The sequence below is a fragment of the Sporolactobacillus laevolacticus DSM 442 genome, from assembly GCF_000497245.1.
GTDB classification, from domain to species: Bacteria; Bacillota; Bacilli; order Bacillales; family Sporolactobacillaceae; genus Sporolactobacillus; species Sporolactobacillus laevolacticus.
Window position 1 is genome coordinate 38,320 of sequence record NZ_AWTC01000002.1, and the last position, 21,505, is coordinate 59,824.

The window sequence follows — 21,505 nt, forward strand, 5'->3', positions numbered from 1 at the left end:
TCCAGTTATGCAAAAATTAAAGGTGAATAGAACATATTCATGTTCTGATTCACCTTTATCTCTATTTCATTTATTTTCCAATTCTTAAATCCGAATTTTTCTTACATGCTTGATAAGCGCCAAGCAATGATGCATGTTCTTCTTCGGAAAGTTCAACCATTGGGAGGCGAACGCTTCCAACCGGAATTCCTAAATCATTGAGTAGCGCTTTCACCGGAGCAGGGCTCGGTGTGGCGAATAATTCGCGCATAAAAGGAAGCATTCTGCGATGCTGAAGTGCCGCTTCTGCAACGCGACCATCGCTAAAATCATTCATCATCTGCTTCATTTCCGGCGCGATAATGTGGGATGAAACAGAAATAACTCCATGCCCACCGATTGCCAGAATTGGCAGTGTTAATCCGTCATCTCCACTGTAAAGATGAAAATCATCATTCGTTCCACTAATAATGGCGGCCATTTGATCTAAATTACCACTTGCTTCCTTAACAGCGACAATATTATCAATTTGAGACAAGCGGATAATCGTCTCCGCGGCAATATTCACTTTTGATCGGCTTGGAATATTATACACAATAAGCGGAACATCAACATTTTCGGCGATTGCCTTATAATGTGCATATAATCCCGCCTGATTAGGCTTGTTGTAATAAGGAGCAACAGCCATAATTGCATCTACGCCTAGTTTTGACGCTTCTTTGGAGAAAGTCACCGATGCCTGCGTATTATTTCCGCCTGTTCCGACGATAACTTTGATTCGCCCGTCAACAACCTGAACAACATGCTCAAAAAGAGCTAACTTTTCCTCAAGTGAAAGTGTCGGAGACTCGCCAGTTGTTCCAGCTACAACAACACCATCCGAACCGGTTCTGATCAAGTGTTCGACAAGATCAGTCGTTCGTTCTAAGCTCACTTTTCCATTTTCATCGAAAGGGGTGACCATCGCAGTCAGTAATCGCCCAAAATCCATTTTTCTCACTCCTGTTTAGGATGTTCTAAACTTGGTTCTTCCTCTTCTTTCTCAAGGTGAAAGGCTTTGTGAAGTGCAATGACAGCCTCTTTCATTTTTTTCTGCTCAACAAGAACCCAAATGGTGTTGTGAGAATCAGCGGATTGCAATATTTGTATTCCCTGTTCAGTTAAGGCGTTAACAATTCGCGAAGCTACACCGGGAACACCCGCCATACCTGCGCCAACCGCAGACACCTTGGCACATCCCGTCTGCACTTCAGGTTCGTAACCCTTTGCTTTCAAAATGTTTACGGCACGTTCTGTAACTTGTTCACCGACCGTATACACGACGCCATTTGGACTAATATTAATTAAATCGACACTGATGCCTTGCTCAGCCATCGCCTTGAATACTTTCGCTTGCAAATTAAATTCATTTTTACCGGCACGGACACGAATTTGCGTAACGCCTCGCACATAGGTAATTCCTGTAACCGGACGTTCTGCAAGATCCTGTCCTCTGCCGGATCGATTCATGGTTGTGACAATCGTTCCCAACTCATCGGACATGGTCGAGCGGATATGAATCGGTATTTTCGCAGTCATCGCAATCTCCACGGCTCGCGGATGAATCACTTTTGCACCTTGGTAAGCAAGATTGCATACTTCATTGTACGTCAGTTCTGATAATCGGCGCGCATCACTGACAATTCGCGGATCAGCAGTCATCACACCGTTAACGTCTGTAAATATGTCAATCCATTCAGCATCCACAGCCGCACCAAGTGCTGCTGCAGAAGTATCGCTGCCGCCACGGCCGAGTGTCGTGATCTCTCCGTCGACGGTCTGACCTTGAAAACCCGCGACAACAACCGCATCGCATGTTTCCAGCCTTCGCAGCAACGGCGCCACTTTCATCTCAACAATCTTGGCCTCATTAAAGGCACTGTTTGTTCGAAATCCAGCTTGGGCGCCGGTCATCGCTTCTGAATGAACACCTGCGCGTTTCAATAAATTCGAAAAAACAATCATTGATATGGTTTCACCGCAGGACATCAGAATGTCTTTTTCTCGACTAGAACTCTTATTATCAAGAATGAGTCCGAGCAAAGTATCGGTCGCATAAGGATCACCAGTACGGCCCATGGCAGAGACGACAACAACGACCTTATACCCTTTTTCAACTGCTTGCACCACATGATGAACCGCGCGTTCCCTCATTTTTTCTGTCTGGACAGAGGTTCCGCCAAACTTTTGCACAATGATTTTCAAATTATTCCACCCTTTCACATAAGGGAGACCACATTGAAATTAGATTACGTTCCGGTCCCGCAGCATGCTGTCTGATTGACGGAAGATGGAAGCATCAGAGGCATGAACGTTGTCTCAGACCTTCACCAAGCCAAGTTTGAGAAGGCTTTCCGCGATCTGAACCGAATTCCATGCGGCGCCTTTTAGCAAATTGTCAGAGACAATCCACATATGGAACCCGTTCGCAACGTCAGGATCACGTCTGATACGGCCGACAAATACTTCTTTTTTTCCAGCTGCGTTGGCCGGCATCGGATAGACCTGATGTTCGGGATCATCTTCTAGAATGACACCTGGAGCATCAGCAAGCAAGCTCTTTAAATCTGATGCTGGAACATCAGATTTATTGATTTCAATGTAGACAGATTCTCCATGGCTAATGCTGACCGGCACACGCACACATGTTGCAGATACCTTGATTTCCTGGTCACCCATAATCTTTTTGGTCTCATTTATCATTTTCATTTCTTCAAATGTATAATCATTCGGTTGAAACAGATCAATTTGGGGAATGGCATTGAAGGCCATCTGGAAATGTCTTTTGTCACCTTTCACAGGCATAATGGCTGGCTGGGCTTCTTTCCCATTCAACACATCCCGTGACTGGTTCTCCAGTTCAGCAATGGCTTTCGCACCAGCTCCTGAAACCGCCTGATAAGTGGATACGATTATCCGGTTCAGCCCATATGCTTGGCGAATCGGTTCCAAAGCGGCAACCATCTGAATCGTTGAACAGTTCGGATTGGCGATAATACCGTGATGCTGGAAAAGTGCTTTTTCGTTGACTTCAGGAACAACAAGCGGCACATCTTTATCCATACGAAAAGCGCTGGTATTATCGACAACGATCGCGCCTCTTTTTGCTGCTTCCGGCGCAAGTTGTTTGGAAACCGATCCCCCTGCGCTGAATAACGCGATATCTATCTTTTCAAATGATTCGGGTTTCGCTTCCTCTATTGTCCATTCCTTGCCGCCAAACACTACTTTTTTCCCAGCAGAACGAGCGGATGCCAGCGGAAAAAGCGATTTAACCGGCAAGGGAGAACTTTCGAGCATTTCAAGCATTCGTGTGCCGACGGCGCCAGTAACACCGACGACAGCAACATTTAAGCCTTCTGTTTTGAGCAAAACCATCTCTCCTCTATTTTTCTTAACTGTTTTTTCCTATTATTATATAATCAATAGCGGCTTAAAGAAAAGGACAATTATTGAAAATGTCCTTTTCACCGTAAAATACAGTCTTATTTTATCATAATTGATCAAAGAGAGAAGTACAGATCATTCGTTTGTAATCGATTTCTCGAGAAGAATAGGCTGTTTTTGTTTTCCTAATATAGCATTTTCAACTGTGCCCACAAGCTGATCCATGTGTGAAACGAGCGAATTCGGCTTGTTGACCGGATCATCCTGGCCAAAAGGAATGAAGTAGATATTCTTCGTGACAATCAGTTTGGCAATATTTTGCAGGTTCAATCCTAATCCGTCATTTGTCGATACTCCTAGAACAACTGGACTGCCGTTACGTAATGTTGCTTTCGCGGCCATAAGTACAGGGCTGTCTGTCTGCGCGTTTGCAAATTTGCTCATCGAATTTCCGGTAAGCGGCGCAATCACCATGCAATCAAGTGGCTTTTTAGGACCATACGGTTCTGCATCAACAATTGAATTGACCACTTTCTGGCCTGTGATTTCCTCTACTTTACCAATCCAGTCACTGGCTTTGCCAAAGCGTGTATCCGTTGTTCTTACAGTATAGGTGACAAAAGCAGACACTTTACAGCCTTCAGCAATCAATTTTTCAATTTGGGGGACGACTTGGCTGTATGTGCAATGGGAACCAGTAATGCCAAATCCAATGTGTTTGCCTTCAAGACTCATTTCCCATCCTCCTCTGAGAATTTATCAAGTAATAGCTCTGAGAGAACGTTTGCAATAATTCTTCCTGCAGTTTTTGGTGCGACCATACCAGGAAGACCAGGTGTTATTATCGCTTTAATCCCTCTTTTTTTCGCATAGCGAAAATCTGTTCCCCCAGGCAGTGAAGCAATGTCCATAATAAAGCTGCTTGCCGGCATTTTTGACAGAACTTTGTTTGTCAGCACCATTGCCGGTATCGTATTTATACAAATTTCAGTGTCTTCTACTTCTGTTTCCAATTCCTTGAGATAAAAAGCTTTCACACCCATTTCTACTGCGCGTGCAATTTGTTCAGGATTACGTGAGCCTACTTTGACATGAGCACCAAGTGCTTGGAATGCTCGGGTAATGCTCATTCCTGTCCGTCCAAGGCCGAGTACCATCACATTTGCGTGATGAATTGTGATATCCGTGTTTTGGATAACCATCATCAGCGTACCTTCTACGGTTGGAATAGAATTGTATATGGCTACATCATCCCGAGCGAATAGTTTCACGACCTCGCGCTCAGTTTCGCGAGAAATTTTATCGAGATAGGGTGTCGAAATACCCGAATAAATAGTGCAATGTTCAGGTGTATTGGCAAGCCATTCTTTTGTAAGTTTCACCGTTTCATTTGAGAAGGTGGTCTCGACATTCCCTTCCTGGTCCGTTCCGCTTACAGGGAGAATCAGGCTGTCTACCTCTTTGGCACTGATTTCTTCCATGTTCACTTTGGCAGCTCCGTTAAAATTTCTATCCAGCTGATCGAAACCGACAAGCGACAGATGAGCATCGAGCGCAATCAATTTGTTAATCACTTCAATCTGCCGGGCGTCTCCTCCCATGATCACGATATGTCTGTTTGTCAGCATCGACTTTACCTCCGCATGGCTACTTCTTTCCATTTCGTACATAGCCGTATTTTCATTCAACACTCTATGGTATGACAAATACCCGGTAGTGTGAAACATTGGGTGCAGCAAAAAGGCTCGGAATCATTGATCCCGAGCCTTGAATGAGAAGACTATTCATTTAAAGAAATTACCCAAATTCAGAGAGCGACCGGCAAGCTTCCTGAAGGACTGACAACAGAGCAGGAATAGGGATTTTCAAATACAGATTTTGAGACCTGGTGTACATCATCCAAAGTCACCGCATCTATGAGTGCGATCGTTTCATCAATAGTACGGTCTTTACCAAGAATTAGTTCATTTTTCGCATTTCTGCCCATTCTACTGTTGGTACTCTCCAGGCCGAAAATCATGCTTCCCTTAATCTGTGCTTTGCTACTCTCCAGCTCTTTCTCAGTAATGCCCTTCTCGACCATTCGATGAATGGTTTCAAGAATCGTTTTGCCGAGGTCTTCTACTTGATTCGCTCCGGTTCCGCCATATACTGTGAGCAATCCACTATCTTTAAATGCTGTGTGAAAGGAAAAAATCGAATAAGCAAGACCTCGTTCTTCACGAACCTCTTGAAAAAGTCGACTACTCATACCACCACCAAGCGCATTGTTCATTACCATAAGAGGCGCCATGGTCTGATCACTGCTACTGAATCCAGCGAATCCAAGACAAATATGAGCTTGTTCGGTTTCTTTTTTTCGAGCGATTTTGCCAGGATTAAAGGATGGAGCAAGCTGGCGTTCATCCGCGTCTGGAATTTTGTAATTTGAAAAGATAGCTTCTATTTCTTGGATAAAATCTTTATCAACATTACCCGCCACTGAAATCACAATATTATCAGGTGTATAGTGGGTACGCATATGAGCTCTTAAATCCTCTGGTCCAAAGTCTGCAAGCGTCTGCTTAGTACCAAGAATCGGATAGCCGAGCGGATGATGTGCAAAACTCGTGGCACTGAGCAAATCATGAACGAGATCATCTGGTGTGTCTTCGTACATTTTGATCTCTTCGCCAATGACTTGTTTTTCTTTTTCCATATCGTCCTTGTCAAAACGGGAATGAAAAAACATATCAGCCAGCACCTGAATTGCATAACTTGCATCTTTATCCATCACCTTAGCATAATAGCAGGTACTTTCCTTAGATGTAAATGCGTTGACTTGACCGCCAATTTGATCAAACGCTTCGGCAATGTCCCGTGCGCTGCGTGTTTCCGTTCCTTTAAATAGCATATGTTCGATAAAGTGCGAGATGCCATTGTTCGATTCGTTTTCATATCTGGAACCCGTGCCGACCCAAATGCCGATGCTAACGGAGCGAACAGTCGGAATCGTCTCCAACAAAATTCGCACGCCGTTTGACAATTTCTTCTTTATGACCACAAATGAATCCCCCTGTTTCTCTTCACAATCCTTTAATCTATTTAAATTACTATCTACTATAGCACGATGAAAATTACCAGACAAATAGATTCGACTTTTTACCCCTTTATTCATGGTTAACTTGATCAATATCCACCGTATGGGAAATTATATGACGTGCTTTTGAAATCATGTCTGTAAGAATTAAAAGGGGATTGATTTTGATGTTTGGCGTAAGAATCTCACTTTCGATCCATAGATTTTAAGACCAACAAGACTTACAAACAAAAATTTTGGTAAAAAAAAAGACAGGGATCCCCTGCCAATCAAAGATTTCAATGATGCTTCAAGAATGCGTAATATCTTGTGCATGTTCCTTTGTACTTTCTGCATTTTCCAGCAATGCTTTATGAGAAAGCTTGATGCGTCCCTGATGGTCAACATCGATTACTTTTACACGCACCTCATCACCGATATTCACAATATCTTCCACTTTTTCTACACGTTTATTATCCAGTTCTGAAATATGAACTAATCCGTCAGTATGGCCAAACAAGGAAACGAAAGCGCCGAACTTTTCGATCCGTTTAACCTTCCCGACAAAAATGTCTCCGACTTTTGCTACGCGTACGAGATTCTCGATAATCTCTTTTGCCTTTTTGCCATTTTCCTCATCAATGGAGAAGATCATAATTGAACCATTTTGTTCAATATCAATTTTTACGCCTGTCTCATCAATGATTTTATTGATCACTTTCCCACTCGGTCCGATAACATCTCTGATTTTGTTCGGACTGATCGCCATTTGGATGATTTTCGGTGCAAACTGGGAAAGATGTTCTCTCGGAGCAGCTATCGCTGCAAGAAGGGTCTGCATGATCTTCATGCGTCCTTCGCGGGCTTGACTCAGTGCACGGCTCAAAATATCACGTGTTACACCGGAAATTTTGATATCCATCTGCAGCGCGGTCACGCCTTTTTCAGTTCCGGCACATTTGAAATCCATATCTCCGAGCGAGTCTTCCATGCCTTGAATATCAGTCAGAACGACCACGTCGTCACCATGTTTGACAAGTCCCATCGCAATGCCAGCGACCGGCGCTTTGATTGGGACGCCTGCGTCCATTAGCGCCAATGTGCTCCCACAAATGCTCGCCTGTGATGAAGAACCATTCGATTCAAGCACTTCGGACACGCATCGAATCATATACGGAAAATCCTTCTCATTCGGGATAATCGGTGCGAGGGCCCGTTCACCAAGCGCCCCATGACCAATTTCCCTTCGTCCAGGCGAGCGGGAAGCTCTCGCTTCACCTGTGCTAAATCCCGGAAAATTATAATGATGCAGGAATCTTCTCGACTCATCTGCGTCAAATTCGTCCAACACTTGCGCTTCGCTAAGCGGTGCAAGCGTGCAAATACTGAGCGCTTGAGTCTGACCGCGCGTGAACAGTCCAGATCCATGTGCGCGCGGAAGCAAACCGACACGTGCGGATAATGGACGAATCTCATCAATCGCCCGACCGTCCGGACGAAGATGTTCCACAACAATCATTCGACGAACTTCTTCTTTCAAAATCGTATGTAAAACCTCTTCAACCAATGCCGTATCTACGGGATCATCCGCATGGTTGTTCTCTTCTTCAAAGACATCAACAACCGATTCATTGACGAGTTGAATCGCTGCATCACGCGCTTGTTTTTCCTCTGTACGTATCGCATGATCAAGACGATCACCAACCAATTCACGGATCCGTTTCTCAAGGTCTGTGTCTGCTTTGAAGAGTTTCACTTCCATTTTTTCTTTACCGATTTCCGAAACAATTTGCTCTTCAAAGGCAATCAGTTTTTTTATCTGTTCATGAGCAAATAATATGGCGTCGAGCATTATTTCTTCAGGAATCTGCTCAGCACCCGCTTCCACCATATTAATAGCGTCCTTTGTTCCAGCTACCGTTAAATGAAGATCACTCTGCTTCTCTTGTTCTACGGTTGGGTTTACAATGAATTCCCCGTTGACACGACCGATGATGACACCAGCAATCGGTCCTTCAAAAGGAACATTAGATATCGAAAGCGCAATTGACGATCCAAGCATAGCCGCCATTTGTGCGCTGTTATTTAAATCGAGACTGAGCACCATGTTTCCAATTAGCACTTCATTTCGGAAGCCTTCTGGAAACAATGGCCGGATCGGACGGTCGATCATTCGTGCGGACAACGTCGCTTTGTCGCTTGGACGTCCTTCTCTTTTTATAAAACCGCCAGGTATTTTACCAACAGCATATGCCCTCTCGTCATAATTAACGGTTAAAGGAAAGAATGAACCTTCCTTCGGTTCCTTAGATGCGGTCACTGTCGACAGAATCACCGTATCACCATAATAGACTAATGCTGCACCGTTCGCCTGCTTAGCAACTTCGCCGATTTCAACACGTAACGGACGGCCAGCCCAATCAAACTGATACACTTTTTTATCTGTTTGCATCATCTTCACACCTCTTTCCCCTTCTCAAATCTCACATGAATATCGGATCAGTTTCTTTTGAGACTACACTCCGATACTGATGCGCATTTCTCTTTATTGGCATTTACTGCTTTTTTTCTCCATATGAACAAAAAAGCGGGAATGCTCCCGCTTCTTTTCTTGCTTATCGGCGCAGGCCCAATTTGTTGATGAGCTCGCGGTATCTCTTGACGTCATTTTCACGAAGATACGTGAGAAGGTTACGGCGTTTACCGACCATTTTCAGAAGTCCTCGGCGAGAATGATGATCTTTCTTATGCTGCTTCAAGTGATCATTCAAAGCGTTTATTTGCTTTGTAAGTACAGCGATTTGAACTTCAGGTGAACCTGTATCGTTTTCGTGAGTTTGAAACTCATGAATCAGGCTCGTCTTTTCTTCTTTTGTTAAAGCCACTTGCATTCACCTCCCTATCTCGTATCCCCTCAAGCGTCGCTGCCGTCGGTGGAGCGTACAGCCAGGCTTGGGTTCCTGCACGATTAAAACCGTACTGAATTATGATACACGTTTTTCTCAAATATTTCAAGCTATTGTTGCTTAAGATTTATGAATTCGTATTTCTTTTTAATAGAAAAAATTCTCGAGTTTCCGTCTTGTCTTTTTCCATCTGAACAACCAATTCTTCAGCGCTACTGAACTTCAGTTCGGGCCGCAGTCTCTTATGCCAATAGATACCCACCTTTTTGCCGTATAAATCACCTTGAAAATCCAAAACATAAACTTCAACGGTTTTCTTGGCTTCATTTTTATCGTAAAAGGTTGGTCTGAGTCCAATACTGCATACACCATCAAGCGGCTGACCATCCACAATCAGTTGAACCGCATAAACACCGTTTTCCGGGATCACAAACGCTTCATTCTCATCCACATTTGCCGTTGGGAAACCGAGTGTACGACCACGCTTGTCGCCGTGAACTACAATTCCGGTAGTTTCATAAGGCCTGCCCAGCAGTTTAGCAGCTTCTTCCACCGCGCCTTTTTCAATCAATGAACGAATGTGAGTTGTGCTGACTTTTGCGCCAAACAGCTCCACTTTCGGTACCATGGTGTAACTGAACATACTTCGTGAAAATTCACCGATGTTGTTCATGTTTCCCGCCGCTTTACGACCAAATGTAAAATCGTATCCCGCCACGACATGCTTTGCATGCAGCTTAATCAGATATTGATCGACAAAATTCTGTGGCGATAATTGGCTGAGCGTAAGGTCGAATTTTACAAAGAAGAGTGTGTGCACACCGAGCTTCTCCATTAGCTCAGCCTTTATCAAACTTGGCGTTAATTCATGCTCTCGTTTGTAATCCGGACGCAATACAACGGAAGGATGGGGATGAAAAGTCATGACCGCCGCTTCTAGTCCCTTTTCCTTCGCTATACTGACCGCAGTCTGGATCACCTTTTGATGACCCAGATGCACACCGTCAAAATAGCCTAATGCAATTACTTTTTCCTGGCTGTCCATTTGATCAATAAATGGCTGCTCGTCTAAATAAACGCGCTCCATAACAAGCACCTTCAATTCTTGTAAACTCATTCATTTTGATCAGACCCTTCACTCGGTCGAATCGTTTGCTAGGACTTTGTCAGGCTTGATCATGCCCGGATTGTCCGGATGTGGACGGTAGATTGCAAGACATTCACCTTGCTTATTGAACACCGCATGAGGGCCATCTCCAAATTGTTCTGGTATCGGCAACACAGCACCATGCGCTATTTTCACTGCAGCAGTATCATCAGCCACCCAATGGTTCATGAGGCTCAGTCCAGATGACAATGGTTGCAAGCAATCCACAAAACGATTCTCAGCCAGCAGCTGCTCAACTTGTTCAAAGGTCAAGCAATCTTCAATGGAAAAAGGACCCGCCTGAATTCTAGTTAGAGAATGCAGGTGTGCAGGATAGCTCATCTTCTGTCCAATGGCAACAGCCAATGTCCGCACATAAGTTCCTTTACTGCAGAACACTTTGAATGGAATATCTGTCAAAAATGATGCAGCATTTCCTTCTAATTTAAGACTATATATTGTAACTTTGCGAACAGGAGGCGTTACAGCGATGCCTGCACGCGCGTATTCATACAGCTTTTTCCCATTCACCTTCACGGCACTGTACATAGGGGCTGATTGCTCAATTTCACCAATAAAGCTTCGGAAAATGTTTTCCACATCCGCTTTACTGCTTGATTGAGTAACCGCCTTACTTTCAATCACGTCGCCGCTAGCGTCTTCTGTTGTAGTCGATGTACCAAGGCGAACAACGCCTTTATAAGCTTTCCTGTAATCTAATAAATACTGAGCGATTTTTGTTGCCTTCCCAAGACATAGAACTAAAACACCGTCCACGGCAGGATCAAGAGTCCCCGTATGGCCGATTTTCCGGAACTTCAACAGTTTCCTGAGCCGAAAAACGCAATCATGAGAGGTCATGCCGCGTGGTTTGTAGAGAGGCAACAAGCCATTATACTCCGGCATCTTTCACCCTCCACTAATCATTTCGTTTCACGCAAACAGACCGCGTCTTTTTAAACAACCCGGTCTTTAGCGTTCATTCATTAATCTTCGCGATGCAATTTGTTGATCAGCTGATCGATGTGACTGCCGTATTCAACGGATTCGTCAAATTTAAACTGAATCTCCGGCGTTTTTCTCAATCTGATCCGCTTACCAATTTCACTTCGAACAAAACCTTTCGCCTTCATTAATCCTTCAAGGGACGCTTTCTTCTTTTCTTCATCCCCGAAAACACTAATATAGACAGTGGCTTCTTGTAAATCACCGGTCACATCAACCCCGGTCACAGTCACAAAACCGACGCGCGGATCTTTGATCCTGTTTCCAATGATATCGCTCATTTCTTTCTTCATCTGTTCGGCGACGCGATGAACCCGCAAATTGGCCATGGAGTCACCCTCCTTCTTAGAACCATTCGTATACTGTGTTTATTCTTTCAATATCTGTCCGAAAATCAATCAGAGATATCGCCCGAGCTAATTCACGCTCCACATGCACCTTGGATGTACCTATGGAAACAAAAGCCAGTTCGGTATGCTGCCATGTATCCTGATAATCTACTTCACTTGCGGAAAGATTGTGTCCATTAACCGCCTTGCGGAGAATACTCAGGATTGCAGCACGCTTTTCTTTCAATGAATGCGCATTGAATAATAAGCATTCACAGCGAACCATACCGATGATCACTTAGGTTTAACTTCTTCCATCACATAGGCTTCCATCGTGTCGCCCTCTTTGATGTCATTGAAGTTTTCCAATGTCAAACCACACTCAAAGCCGGCCTTAACTTCCTTAGCGTCATCTTTGAATCGTTTGAGCGTGTCCACATGCCCTTCATAAATGACCACACCATTCCGTACAAGACGAATGCCGGCATCTCTGGAAATCAATCCGTCCGTCACATAACAACCGGCAATCGTGCCGATTTTTGATACTTTAAATGTTGTGCGGACTTCAAGCTGTCCAATGACTTTTTCTTTAAATTCAGGATCCAGCATACCTTTCATTGCTGCTTCCACTTCATCAATAGCGTCATAAATGACACGGTACAAGCGGATATCCACTTTTTCTTCTTCAGCAACCTTCTGTGCGTGATTATCAGGACGCACATTGAAGCCAATAATGATTGCGTTCGAAGCAGATGCGAGGATGATGTCCGATTCACTGATTCCGCCGGCTCCCGCATGAATAATATTGACTTTCACACCATCAACGTCTATTTTCTTCAGAGAGCCGGAAAGTGCTTCAACGGATCCCTGGACATCGGCTTTAATGACCAGGTTGATTTCTTTCATTTCGCCTTCTTTAATTTTCTCAAACAAATCATCAAGGCTTACTTTACTTGTCGTTTCTTTACGTTCTGTGATCAGTGCACGTTCCGCACGTATCTCACCAATCTGACGTGCTTTCTTCTCATCATCAAAGACAATGAATTGATCTCCGGCTTGAGGCACATTGTTAAGTCCGGTAATTTCAACTGGTGTGGAAGGGGTTGCCTTCTTCACTCTACGTCCGACATCATTAACCATTGCACGAACGCGGCCGAATGTATTGCCGACAACGATTGGATCACCAATATGAAGCGATCCATTCTGGACAAGTAGTGTCGCTACCGGTCCTTTACCTTTGTCAAGTTCAGCTTCAATAACTGCACCTCTCGCTGATTTGTCCGGATTTGCCTTGAATTCTTCTATTTCTGCAACAAGCAGAATCATTTCGAGCAAATCGTCAATACCTGTTCCTTTTTTCGCGGAAATTTTAACAAAAATTGTGTCACCGCCCCAGTCTTCAGGAACGAGTCCTTGCTCAGACAGTTCCTGCATCACGTGATCTGGGTTTGCATTAGGCTTGTCAATCTTGTTGACAGCAACAATGATCGGAACCTTTGCTGCACGGGCGTGGTGAATCGCCTCGATAGTTTGAGGCATCACGCCATCATCTGCAGCAACGACTAAGACCGTAATGTCGGTGATCTCCGCACCACGTGCGCGCATCGTAGTAAATGCAGCGTGACCAGGTGTATCAAGGAATGTGATTTTCTTGTCATTATGCACCACTTGATACGCACCAATATGCTGCGTAATCCCTCCGGCTTCGCCCGCAGTAACCTTCGTATGGCGTATGGAATCAAGCAGTGTTGTTTTACCGTGATCGACGTGTCCCATAATCGTGACAACAGGTGGACGGATGATCGCTGTTTCTTCATCAATGTCCAATCCATCATCTTCGAAGCTTGCTTCATCGACAATAACTTCTTCTTCAACAGCAACACCGTAGTCACCAGCTAGCAATTCGATGGTATCTTTTTCCAAGTCTTGGTTTTTAGTCGCCATGACTCCAAGAGCCATCAATTTTTTAATAATATCTGTTGATGGACGACCAAGTTTTTCGGCAAATTGTCCAACAGTCAGAGAACCGGATAGAGTAATCTTTTCGGGAAGCTTGATTTCCAGGCGCTGACGATTTGCTTGCTGCTGTGCACCTTTCCTTCTATTATTCCGGTTTCTATTGCCATTATTCCGGCGTCCGCCGCCAAAATTGTTGTTTCCTCCGTTATTACCAAACCGGCTGCGTTCATTATTCTGGTTTCCTGCGCTGGATTTACCAGACGTATTTCCAGTTTTTCTATTGCCGCCGGATTCAACAGATCTAGCTTTTGTTGTTTTTACACCCTTATTATCCTTATTCCTAAATGACGTCTCTGCTTGATTTGGTTTCTTTTCTTTTGTTTTTGTTTGATTCACTGGGCCCTCTGCTTTGTTTTTATTCGGTTTGGCAGTTACTTTTTGAACAGGTGCAGCTGCGCCGCCGTTTATTTTTCGATTTAATTGATTAATTGCGTTATCAGCAATGATGGACATATGGCTTTTCACTTCAAAGCCGAGCTCTTCTAATTTTGAAATAATATCTTTACTTGATACGTGGTGTTCTTTAGCATATTCATACACACGCATTTTACTCATATATTCACCCCCGTGATGATGGTCCGATCCGTCCGATCAGTTGGCCTGCGAATCCACTGTCCGTGACCGCGATGATCACGCGTGACGGTTGACCGATCGCCTGGCCAAGCACCTCTCTATCCGGTACGGTCAATAGCGGAACGTGATAATAACTGCACTTATTTCCGATCGTTTTTTTTGTACGCTGAGAAGCGTCGGCAGACAAAATCACCGCCTTCGCTTTTCCCTGACGTATCATGCGCAAAACTGTCTCTTCTCCGGAACTTACCTTTCCCGCTCGCTGAGCAAGCCCAAGTAATGATTGCCACCCATTATTGGTCATTAGACGGATGTGTCTCCAAATATGCAATCATCTCATCAAAAACGTGATCCGGCACCGTAACACCTAGATGTCTGGAAAGCAAGTTTTTATTCTTTGCCTTTTGAATGCATTCGGCTTTTTTTGAAAGGTAAGCGCCGCGCCCATTCTTCTTCCCTGTCAAATCCAGAAAAACTTCGCCTTCCGGAGAACGGACGATACGAAAGAGACCCTTTTTCTCAGTTGATTCCTGGCAGGCAATACATTTGCGAAGAGGAATTTTTCGCTGTTTCGGCATATAAAATCCTCCTTAACCTTGCTCGGTTTCAGAAGAATCCTCAGGGTTTACATCTTCCTGAACATCGAGCGGCTGATTCTCAAAACTTGCTTCGTTTTGATCATTGAAATTTTGATCAGCTGTCTCTGATGCAGGTTCTTCATCAAAAAGCCCGATTTCTTCTGCTTCCGATTCACTCTTGATATCAATTTTCCAACCGGTCAATTTAGCAGCAAGACGTGCGTTCTGACCTCTCTTGCCGATGGCAAGAGATAATTGGTAGTCCGGAACAACAACCGTAGTTGCTTTGTCTTCTTCATGGACAATCACTTTGACGACTTTAGAAGGACTAAGCGCGTTCGCAACATATGTGACCGGATCTTCCGACCAGCGTACAATATCGATTTTTTCGCCTTTCAATTCATTAACAATTGTCTGGACTCTAGCGCCTTTTTGTCCAACGCATGCGCCAACCGCATCAACGGCAGGGTCGGCGGCGTGAACAGCAATCTTTGAGCGATCTCCGGCTTCCCGTGATATCGACTTAATCTCTACCGTTCCGTCATAGATTTCCGGAACTTCCAGTTCGAACAAGCGTTTTAGCAGACCAGGATGAGTCCTTGACACAGTGATCATCGGTCCTTTTTTGGCGTCTTCAACTTTGGTAAGATAAACTTTGATCCGGTCATGCGGATGATAAGTTTCATTTGGCATTTGTTCAGATTGAGGCAACAGTGCTTCAACACGTCCGAGATCAACATAGATAAAACGGTGATCCAGCCTTTGGACAATACCGGTCATAATATCATCTTCACGATCGATGAATTCCGAATAAATCACACTGCGCTCAGCCTCGCGAACACGCTGAGTAACCACTTGTTTCGCGGTTTGTGCAGCAATTCGGCCGAAATTGCGTGGAGTCACTTCAATCTCAACCGTGTCGCCCACTTGATAGTGAGGATTCAAACTTTTCGCCTGTTCAAGTGAGATCTGCAGGTTGCCGTTCTCGACTGCTTCAACAACGTCTTTCCTAGCATAGACCTTGATTTGTCCAATCCCTTCATTAATATCAACACGCACATTCTGCGCCTGGTCAAAATTGCGTTTGTATGCGGAAATCAGCGCAGCTTCCAAAGCCTCAAGCAGAATCTCTTTGCTGATTCCCTTATCTTTTTCCAGTGCGGTGAGCGCTTCTAACAAATCACTGCTCATTTTTTTCTCCCCTTTTTCTCAGCAGTTCTATCCTAAAAAATGATCGCAAGTCGGCTGCTCGCAATCTTTTCAAAGGGCAGTGTCACATAATCCACTCTCGTTTTGTTTTTGACTGCAAGCACAACATAATCCTTGTTCACTTCGGCAAGATTGCCTTCAAATACTTTATTTCCCTGAATTGGTTCATAGGTGGTCAGATGAACATCTTTTCCCACAGATTTCACGAAGTCCTCGAATTTCTTCAGAGGCCGTTCAGCACCAGGTGAAGACACTTCGAGAAAATAGGCTTCTTTTATCGGATCTTTCTCATCAAGAGCTTCACTTAATTTCTCGCTGACAGCCGCGCAGGTATCTAAATCGACACCGCCTTGAGGGGTATCGATAAAAACGCGCAAGAAGCGGTTTTTGCCCTCTTTCACATATTCGACATCAACGAGTTCCAGATTCATTTCGCGCAAAATCGGGGAAATCAATTCATCTGTCATCTTCGCGATAACGCTAGCCATTTTCAGCCTCCTTTTGAAAATGAAAGAGTGGGAAGTTCCCACTCTTTGCAGACGAACTATTTCCAGTATTTCCATAAACACTATATCATACCCGTGTGTCCAAGGCAAGAAATCAGTGGGTCAGAACAGCGACAACTGGTTTGCTTCAGGCATACCTTCCAAGCACCCCTGACTATCGAGAAATTCCAGCACTGTCTTAGAGATTTTCGCGCGCTTTTGCAAGTCTTCTTTTGACAGAAATTCTCCATCTTCCCTCGCTTTTGCAATGGCCTTCGCGGCATTCGTCCCGACACCTGGAATCGCGTTGAACGGAGGAATAAGTGAATCACCTTCAACAAGAAATCTCGTGGCATCCGAACGGTACAAATCAACGGGCTGGAAGCTTAAACCGCGCTCGCACATCTCAAGCGCAACTTCAAGTACAGTGAGCAAGCTCTTTTCTTTCGGTAGTGCGTCGTTCCCTTTCTTTTCAATCTCATCCATCTTATTTCTTATCGCGTCCGATCCGCGTTTCATCACATCAACATCAAAATCATCGGCCCGTACAGAGAAATAGGTGGCGTAAAACAAAATCGGATAATGTACCTTGAAATAGGAGATACGAATTGCCATAAGGACATAGGCAGTCGCATGTGCCTTCGGGAACATGTATTTTATCTTAAGACATGAATCTAAATACCACTCGGGAACATTATTTTCCTTCATTTCAGCAATCCACTCATCATTCAAGCCTTTGCCCTTTCGGACCGATTCCATAATTTTGAAAGCATGAGATGGTTCCAGTCCTTGGTGCATCAGGTCAACCATAATGTCGTCACGGCATGAAATAACATCCCGGAGCACACATGTGCCATCTTCGATCAGAACTTGGGCATTGCCCAGCCACACATCCGTACCATGAGACAACCCCGAAATCTGAACCAGTTCGGCAAAAGTGGTCGGCTTGGTATCCTCAAGCATCTGCCGGACGAATCGTGTACCAAATTCCGGGATACCTAGTGTTCCTGTTTTACAACGGATTTGTTCACCCGTCACTCCCAGTGATTCAGTCGTACTAAAAATCTTTATGACCTCTTTATCATCCGTTGGAATGGTTTTCGGGTCAATCCCGCTCAAATCCTGAAGCATACGGATTACCGTCGGATCGTCGTGTCCGAGAATATCCAATTTCAGTATATTGTCATGAATTGAATGGAAATCAAAATGGGTGGTCTTCCACTCTGCCGTCTTGTCATCGGCGGGAAACTGAACCGGTGTAAAATCATAAATTTCCATATCCCGCGGTACAACGACAATGCCGCCCGGGTGCTGGCCGGTCGTTCGTTTTGCTCCGGTACATCCGGATGCAAGCCGGTCACGTTCGGCACCTCGGAAGCTGGCACCAGTATCTTCTTCATATCCTTTAACATATCCATAAGCGGTTTTATCGGCGATTGTGCCAATGGTCCCAGCGCGGAACACTTTGTCCTCACCAAATAAGACCTTCGTGTAGTTGTGTGCAACCGGCTGATAATCACCGGAGAAGTTCAAGTCAATATCAGGAACCTTGTCCCCTTTAAATCCAAGGAAGGTTTCAAACGGAATATCATGCCCTTCTTTTTTCAACGCTGTTCCGCATTCCGGACAATTTTTATCCGGCAAGTCAAAACCACAAGCCACCGAACCATCAGTAAAAAATTCGACATGCTTGCATGATGGGCACAAATAATGCGGCGGCAGCGGATTAACTTCAGTAATTTCAAGCATTGTCGCAACAAGTGAAGAACCAACGGATCCTCGTGAACCAACCAGATACCCATCAGAGAGTGATTTCTTAACCAACTTGTGTGCAATCAGGTAAATAACGGAGAAACCGTGACCGATAATACTCTTTAATTCCTTATCCAGTCTTTTTTCAACCAGTTCTGGAAACTGATCTCCGTACAGAGCGTGAGCGCGACTATACGTTTTTTCTTTTACTTCATCTTCTGCCCCATCGATTGTCGGCGTATAGAGCTTATCCTTTACAGGAAGCACATCATCAATTTGATCCGCAATAGCATTCGGATTCGTCACAACAACTTTCTCAGCATTTTCTTCGCCGAGAAAACTCATGCATTCCAGCATCTCATCTGTTGTCCTGAAATGAACATCAGGCTGTGTTTGCCTATTTAGCGGATTCGCGGCTTGCGAGGTAATCAGTATCTTTCGATAGATTTTGTCATGCTTATCAAGATAGTGAACGTCTCCAGTCGCAACAACCGGTTTGTTCATTTTTTCACCCAGCTTGACTAACTTGATCATGACATCCTTAAGCGCAAGTTCATCTCTGACAATACCTTTTTCAACTAAGTGATAATAATTGGAAGGAGGCTGAATTTCGATGTAGTCGTAAAACTCAGCGACTTTTTCCGCGAGCTCGGCAGATTTCTGCATCATCGTCTCAAACAATTCGCCTTTATCGCAGCCAGATCCGACGAGAATTCCCTCACGGTACTTGTTTAAAAGCGATCTTGGAATTCGCGGCACTCGATAAAAATAATCGACGTGCGACAGCGTAATTAATTTATAGAGGTTCTTTAATCCCGTTTGATTTTTGACCAGCAAGATCACATGGGATGGACGTATCCGATCCAAGTTTCCTTTTCCAAGATTGTCATTGAGCTGGTCATGGTAACTCATGCCTTTTTCTGCGGCGTCCTTCAACATTTTCCAGGCTAGATAGCCGGTCGCCTCAGTGTCGTAGATCGCGCGGTGATGATGAGTGAGCTCAATATTGAATGCTTTACAGAGCGTGTCCAGCTTGTGGTTTTTAAATTCCGGATAGAGAAAACGGCCAAGTTCAAGCGTGTCAATGACCGGATTTGAGGCTTTTTCGTACCCGAGTTTCTGATAAGCTGTGTTTAAAAAACCCATATCAAAGGTCGCATTATGGGCAACTAAAATAGCGTCCCCGGCAAATTTTCTGAACTCCTCCACGACTTGGTCCGCATCAGGAGCGTCCGCCAGCATTTCATCCGTAATACTGGTTAATTCAATTATTTTCTGTGAAAGTGGATGGTGAGGATTTGCAAATTGGTCAAACTTTTCCAACACTTCACCATTTTTTATCTTAACTGCGGCTAGTTCTATTATCGTGTCATAAACTGCCGATAGGCCGGTCGTCTCGACGTCGAACACAACATAGGTATCATCAGAAAGCAAACGATGTGCCGTGTTATAAGCGATCGGAACACCATCGTCGATCAGATTGGCTTCGACGCCATATAACACCTTAACTCCATTTTTCTGTCCTGCAGAATATGCTTCAGGATATGATTGCGCAACTCCATGATCGGTGATTGCTATGGCACGATGACCCCAGTCCTTAGCCCGCTTAATTAGCGCAGAAGCTGTGACCACAGCATCCATCTGACTCATGACAGTATGGGCGTGAAGTTCAACACGTTTATGCCCTTCAGGAGCGGTGTCCTCTAGTTTATTTGGGCTGATTTCCTCTATATCGTTAGCGATCATGACAAGATCTCTTACAAAGCTGTCATTCTGAACGCCACCGCGTACTTTTACCCACATGCCTTTATGAAGCCTTCCGAATTTTTCCGCATCCTCCTTGTCACGAGAAAAAACTTTAACCATTAATGAATCGGTATAATCTGTGATCTTAAATAGAAGCAAGGTGCGGCCGCTTCGCAGCTCACGGGTCTCAGAATCGAAGATATATCCTTGTATCGTGATTCTACGTTCTTCATCCTGTATCGTTTCAATTGAGACAGGTTCATCATGAATATCATAGCCAACTTTAAAAGGTCCTTGTGCTGCTTCTCCTGAACTTTCATCAGCGTCTTTTTTCTTTTGTCGTTCAATCATCGCCTGAACTACTTTTTGCTGATCTTCTGCCTCACGTTGTTTGACAAATGAATCATAGGCTTTTGAACGGTCTTCGGAATCAATTTTAATATCTAGTGAAAGCGGAGGAAATCCATAGACACGAATTTTTTCATTCAGTGCTTTAGGAATTTTTCTTCTTAATAGTCCTGATTCTGTTTCACTGTTCGCTGAAAGTGTAAGGAGCCGATCATGAAGCTCCGGCTGCTGTCGATTCAGACATACTTTCAATGCGGGAAACTCAGTACATAGTTGTGTGCTGACCGCCTGCCAATAATCAGCAAAAAGTCGGTCCGCGCCATTAGTATCCCTCGCCTGAAAAGACAAAGTCACTTTGGAAACAACGGATTGAAAGTGTTGTTGGAGGCTGGATTCAAGCCACTCATACACTTGAAAAGGGATCACACCATTCAGCAAAAAATCAAAATGCCAACGGCGTTCTGTACGAAAGACAGACAATTTTTCAATTTCGCCTTGATCGAAATACTGTTCAACCCATTCGCGGGGCGTTTCGATATGCTCAAGAAGCATCATCAAGCGGCCATGTTTCGATGTCGGATCAGTCATCAACAATCCTCGTCTCCTTTCTTTCTATTATTCTACTAAATCTAAAAGGTGAATGCCATCAGCTTGACGGACACTATCCGTTACATGAAGATCAAGCTGCTATGATCAACATGATAGAACCCTTGTTATATACTGTTTAAACAAGAGAATCTGTTATTGAAAATTCTCGATCATCGGAAATCCGCATGCTTTCTGCGGACGAACCGTAAGTATCCTCGTTCGGTACCTTGCTGCGGGGTCTCACCTGGCTCTCAATCAGCGAGTACCGTCTCGCAAGAGTTTCGAAAATTTCTTTTCTATAAAATATTGAGCATGATCAACGGTAAAAATGATCACAGTCTAACAAAAAGAAAAAAG

Annotated in this window: 18 protein-coding genes; all 18 read right to left on the bottom strand. The window is 44.3% G+C overall.

Features of this window, described 5'->3' with window-relative positions; all coding sequences use genetic code 11:
- Nucleotides 1-70: 70 nt before the first annotated feature.
- Nucleotides 71-970, bottom strand: coding sequence for a 4-hydroxy-tetrahydrodipicolinate synthase (gene dapA, locus P343_RS21870; RefSeq protein WP_023508854.1), 900 nt, complete (start codon nt 968-970; stop codon nt 71-73).
- 5 nt (nt 971-975) lie between these two features.
- Nucleotides 976-2,223 (bottom strand): aspartate kinase, encoded by a 1,248-nt coding sequence (gene dapG, locus P343_RS21875; protein ID WP_023508855.1) that lies wholly within the window; start codon nt 2,221-2,223, stop codon nt 976-978.
- 114 nt (nt 2,224-2,337) lie between these two features.
- Nucleotides 2,338-3,396, bottom strand: a complete 1,059-nt coding sequence (gene asd, locus P343_RS21880; RefSeq protein WP_031263590.1) for an aspartate-semialdehyde dehydrogenase — start codon at nt 3,394-3,396, stop codon at nt 2,338-2,340.
- 144 nt (nt 3,397-3,540) lie between these two features.
- Nucleotides 3,541-4,140, bottom strand: a complete 600-nt coding sequence (gene dpaB / locus P343_RS21885) for a dipicolinate synthase subunit B (protein WP_023508857.1) — start codon at nt 4,138-4,140, stop codon at nt 3,541-3,543.
- Nucleotides 4,137-5,033 (bottom strand): dipicolinic acid synthetase subunit A, encoded by an 897-nt coding sequence (dpaA, locus tag P343_RS21890; RefSeq protein WP_023508858.1) that lies wholly within the window; start codon nt 5,031-5,033, stop codon nt 4,137-4,139. The genes dpaB and dpaA overlap by 4 nt, the downstream gene beginning before the upstream one ends.
- A gap of 179 nt (nt 5,034-5,212) precedes the next feature.
- Nucleotides 5,213-6,448: a M16 family metallopeptidase gene (locus tag P343_RS21895; protein WP_023508859.1), complete on the bottom strand. Its 1,236-nt coding sequence runs from the start codon at nt 6,446-6,448 to the stop codon at nt 5,213-5,215.
- A 325-nt stretch (nt 6,449-6,773) separates the two neighbouring features.
- Nucleotides 6,774-8,915: a polyribonucleotide nucleotidyltransferase gene (pnp, locus tag P343_RS21900; protein WP_031263592.1), complete on the bottom strand. Its 2,142-nt coding sequence runs from the start codon at nt 8,913-8,915 to the stop codon at nt 6,774-6,776.
- Nucleotides 8,916-9,078: 163 nt separating this feature from the next.
- Entirely contained in the window at nt 9,079-9,348 is a 270-nt protein-coding gene (rpsO, locus tag P343_RS21905) for a 30S ribosomal protein S15 (RefSeq protein WP_023508861.1), read from the bottom strand.
- Between the two features lie 148 nt (nt 9,349-9,496).
- Nucleotides 9,497-10,486, bottom strand: coding sequence for a bifunctional riboflavin kinase/FAD synthetase (locus P343_RS21910; protein ID WP_236620313.1), 990 nt, complete (start codon nt 10,484-10,486; stop codon nt 9,497-9,499).
- A gap of 18 nt (nt 10,487-10,504) precedes the next feature.
- On the bottom strand, nt 10,505-11,422 hold the full coding sequence (gene truB / locus P343_RS21915; RefSeq protein ID WP_023508863.1) for a tRNA pseudouridine(55) synthase TruB: 918 nt from the start codon (nt 11,420-11,422) through the stop codon (nt 10,505-10,507).
- Between the two features lie 80 nt (nt 11,423-11,502).
- Nucleotides 11,503-11,850 carry a 30S ribosome-binding factor RbfA gene (gene rbfA, locus P343_RS21920; protein ID WP_023508864.1) on the bottom strand — a complete coding sequence of 116 codons (348 nt, stop codon included), beginning with the start codon at nt 11,848-11,850 and terminating at the stop codon, nt 11,503-11,505.
- Between the two features lie 16 nt (nt 11,851-11,866).
- Complete coding sequence (locus P343_RS21925) at nt 11,867-12,148, bottom strand: DUF503 domain-containing protein (protein ID WP_023508865.1); 282 nt, start codon at nt 12,146-12,148, stop codon at nt 11,867-11,869.
- A complete protein-coding gene (gene infB, locus P343_RS21930) occupies nt 12,145-14,424 on the bottom strand; it encodes a translation initiation factor IF-2 (RefSeq protein ID WP_023508866.1) in 2,280 nt (759 codons plus the stop codon). The genes P343_RS21925 and infB overlap by 4 nt, the downstream gene beginning before the upstream one ends.
- Before the next feature lie 4 nt (nt 14,425-14,428).
- Complete coding sequence (locus P343_RS21935; protein WP_023508867.1) at nt 14,429-14,746, bottom strand: YlxQ family RNA-binding protein; 318 nt, start codon at nt 14,744-14,746, stop codon at nt 14,429-14,431.
- On the bottom strand, nt 14,736-15,020 hold the full coding sequence (gene rnpM, locus P343_RS21940; RefSeq protein WP_023508868.1) for an RNase P modulator RnpM: 285 nt from the start codon (nt 15,018-15,020) through the stop codon (nt 14,736-14,738). Before rnpM ends, P343_RS21935 begins: the two co-directional genes overlap by 11 nt.
- Nucleotides 15,021-15,032: 12 nt before the next feature.
- The gene (nusA, locus tag P343_RS21945; RefSeq protein ID WP_023508869.1) at nt 15,033-16,211 is read right to left on the bottom strand and encodes a transcription termination factor NusA; all 1,179 of its coding nucleotides are present in this window, start codon (nt 16,209-16,211) and stop codon (nt 15,033-15,035) included.
- Nucleotides 16,212-16,243: 32 nt separating this feature from the next.
- Nucleotides 16,244-16,717, bottom strand: coding sequence for a ribosome maturation factor RimP (gene rimP / locus P343_RS21950; RefSeq protein WP_023508870.1), 474 nt, complete (start codon nt 16,715-16,717; stop codon nt 16,244-16,246).
- Between the two features lie 120 nt (nt 16,718-16,837).
- Nucleotides 16,838-21,148: a PolC-type DNA polymerase III gene (locus tag P343_RS21955; RefSeq protein ID WP_051384704.1), complete on the bottom strand. Its 4,311-nt coding sequence runs from the start codon at nt 21,146-21,148 to the stop codon at nt 16,838-16,840.
- Between the last annotated feature and the right edge of the window lie 357 nt (nt 21,149-21,505).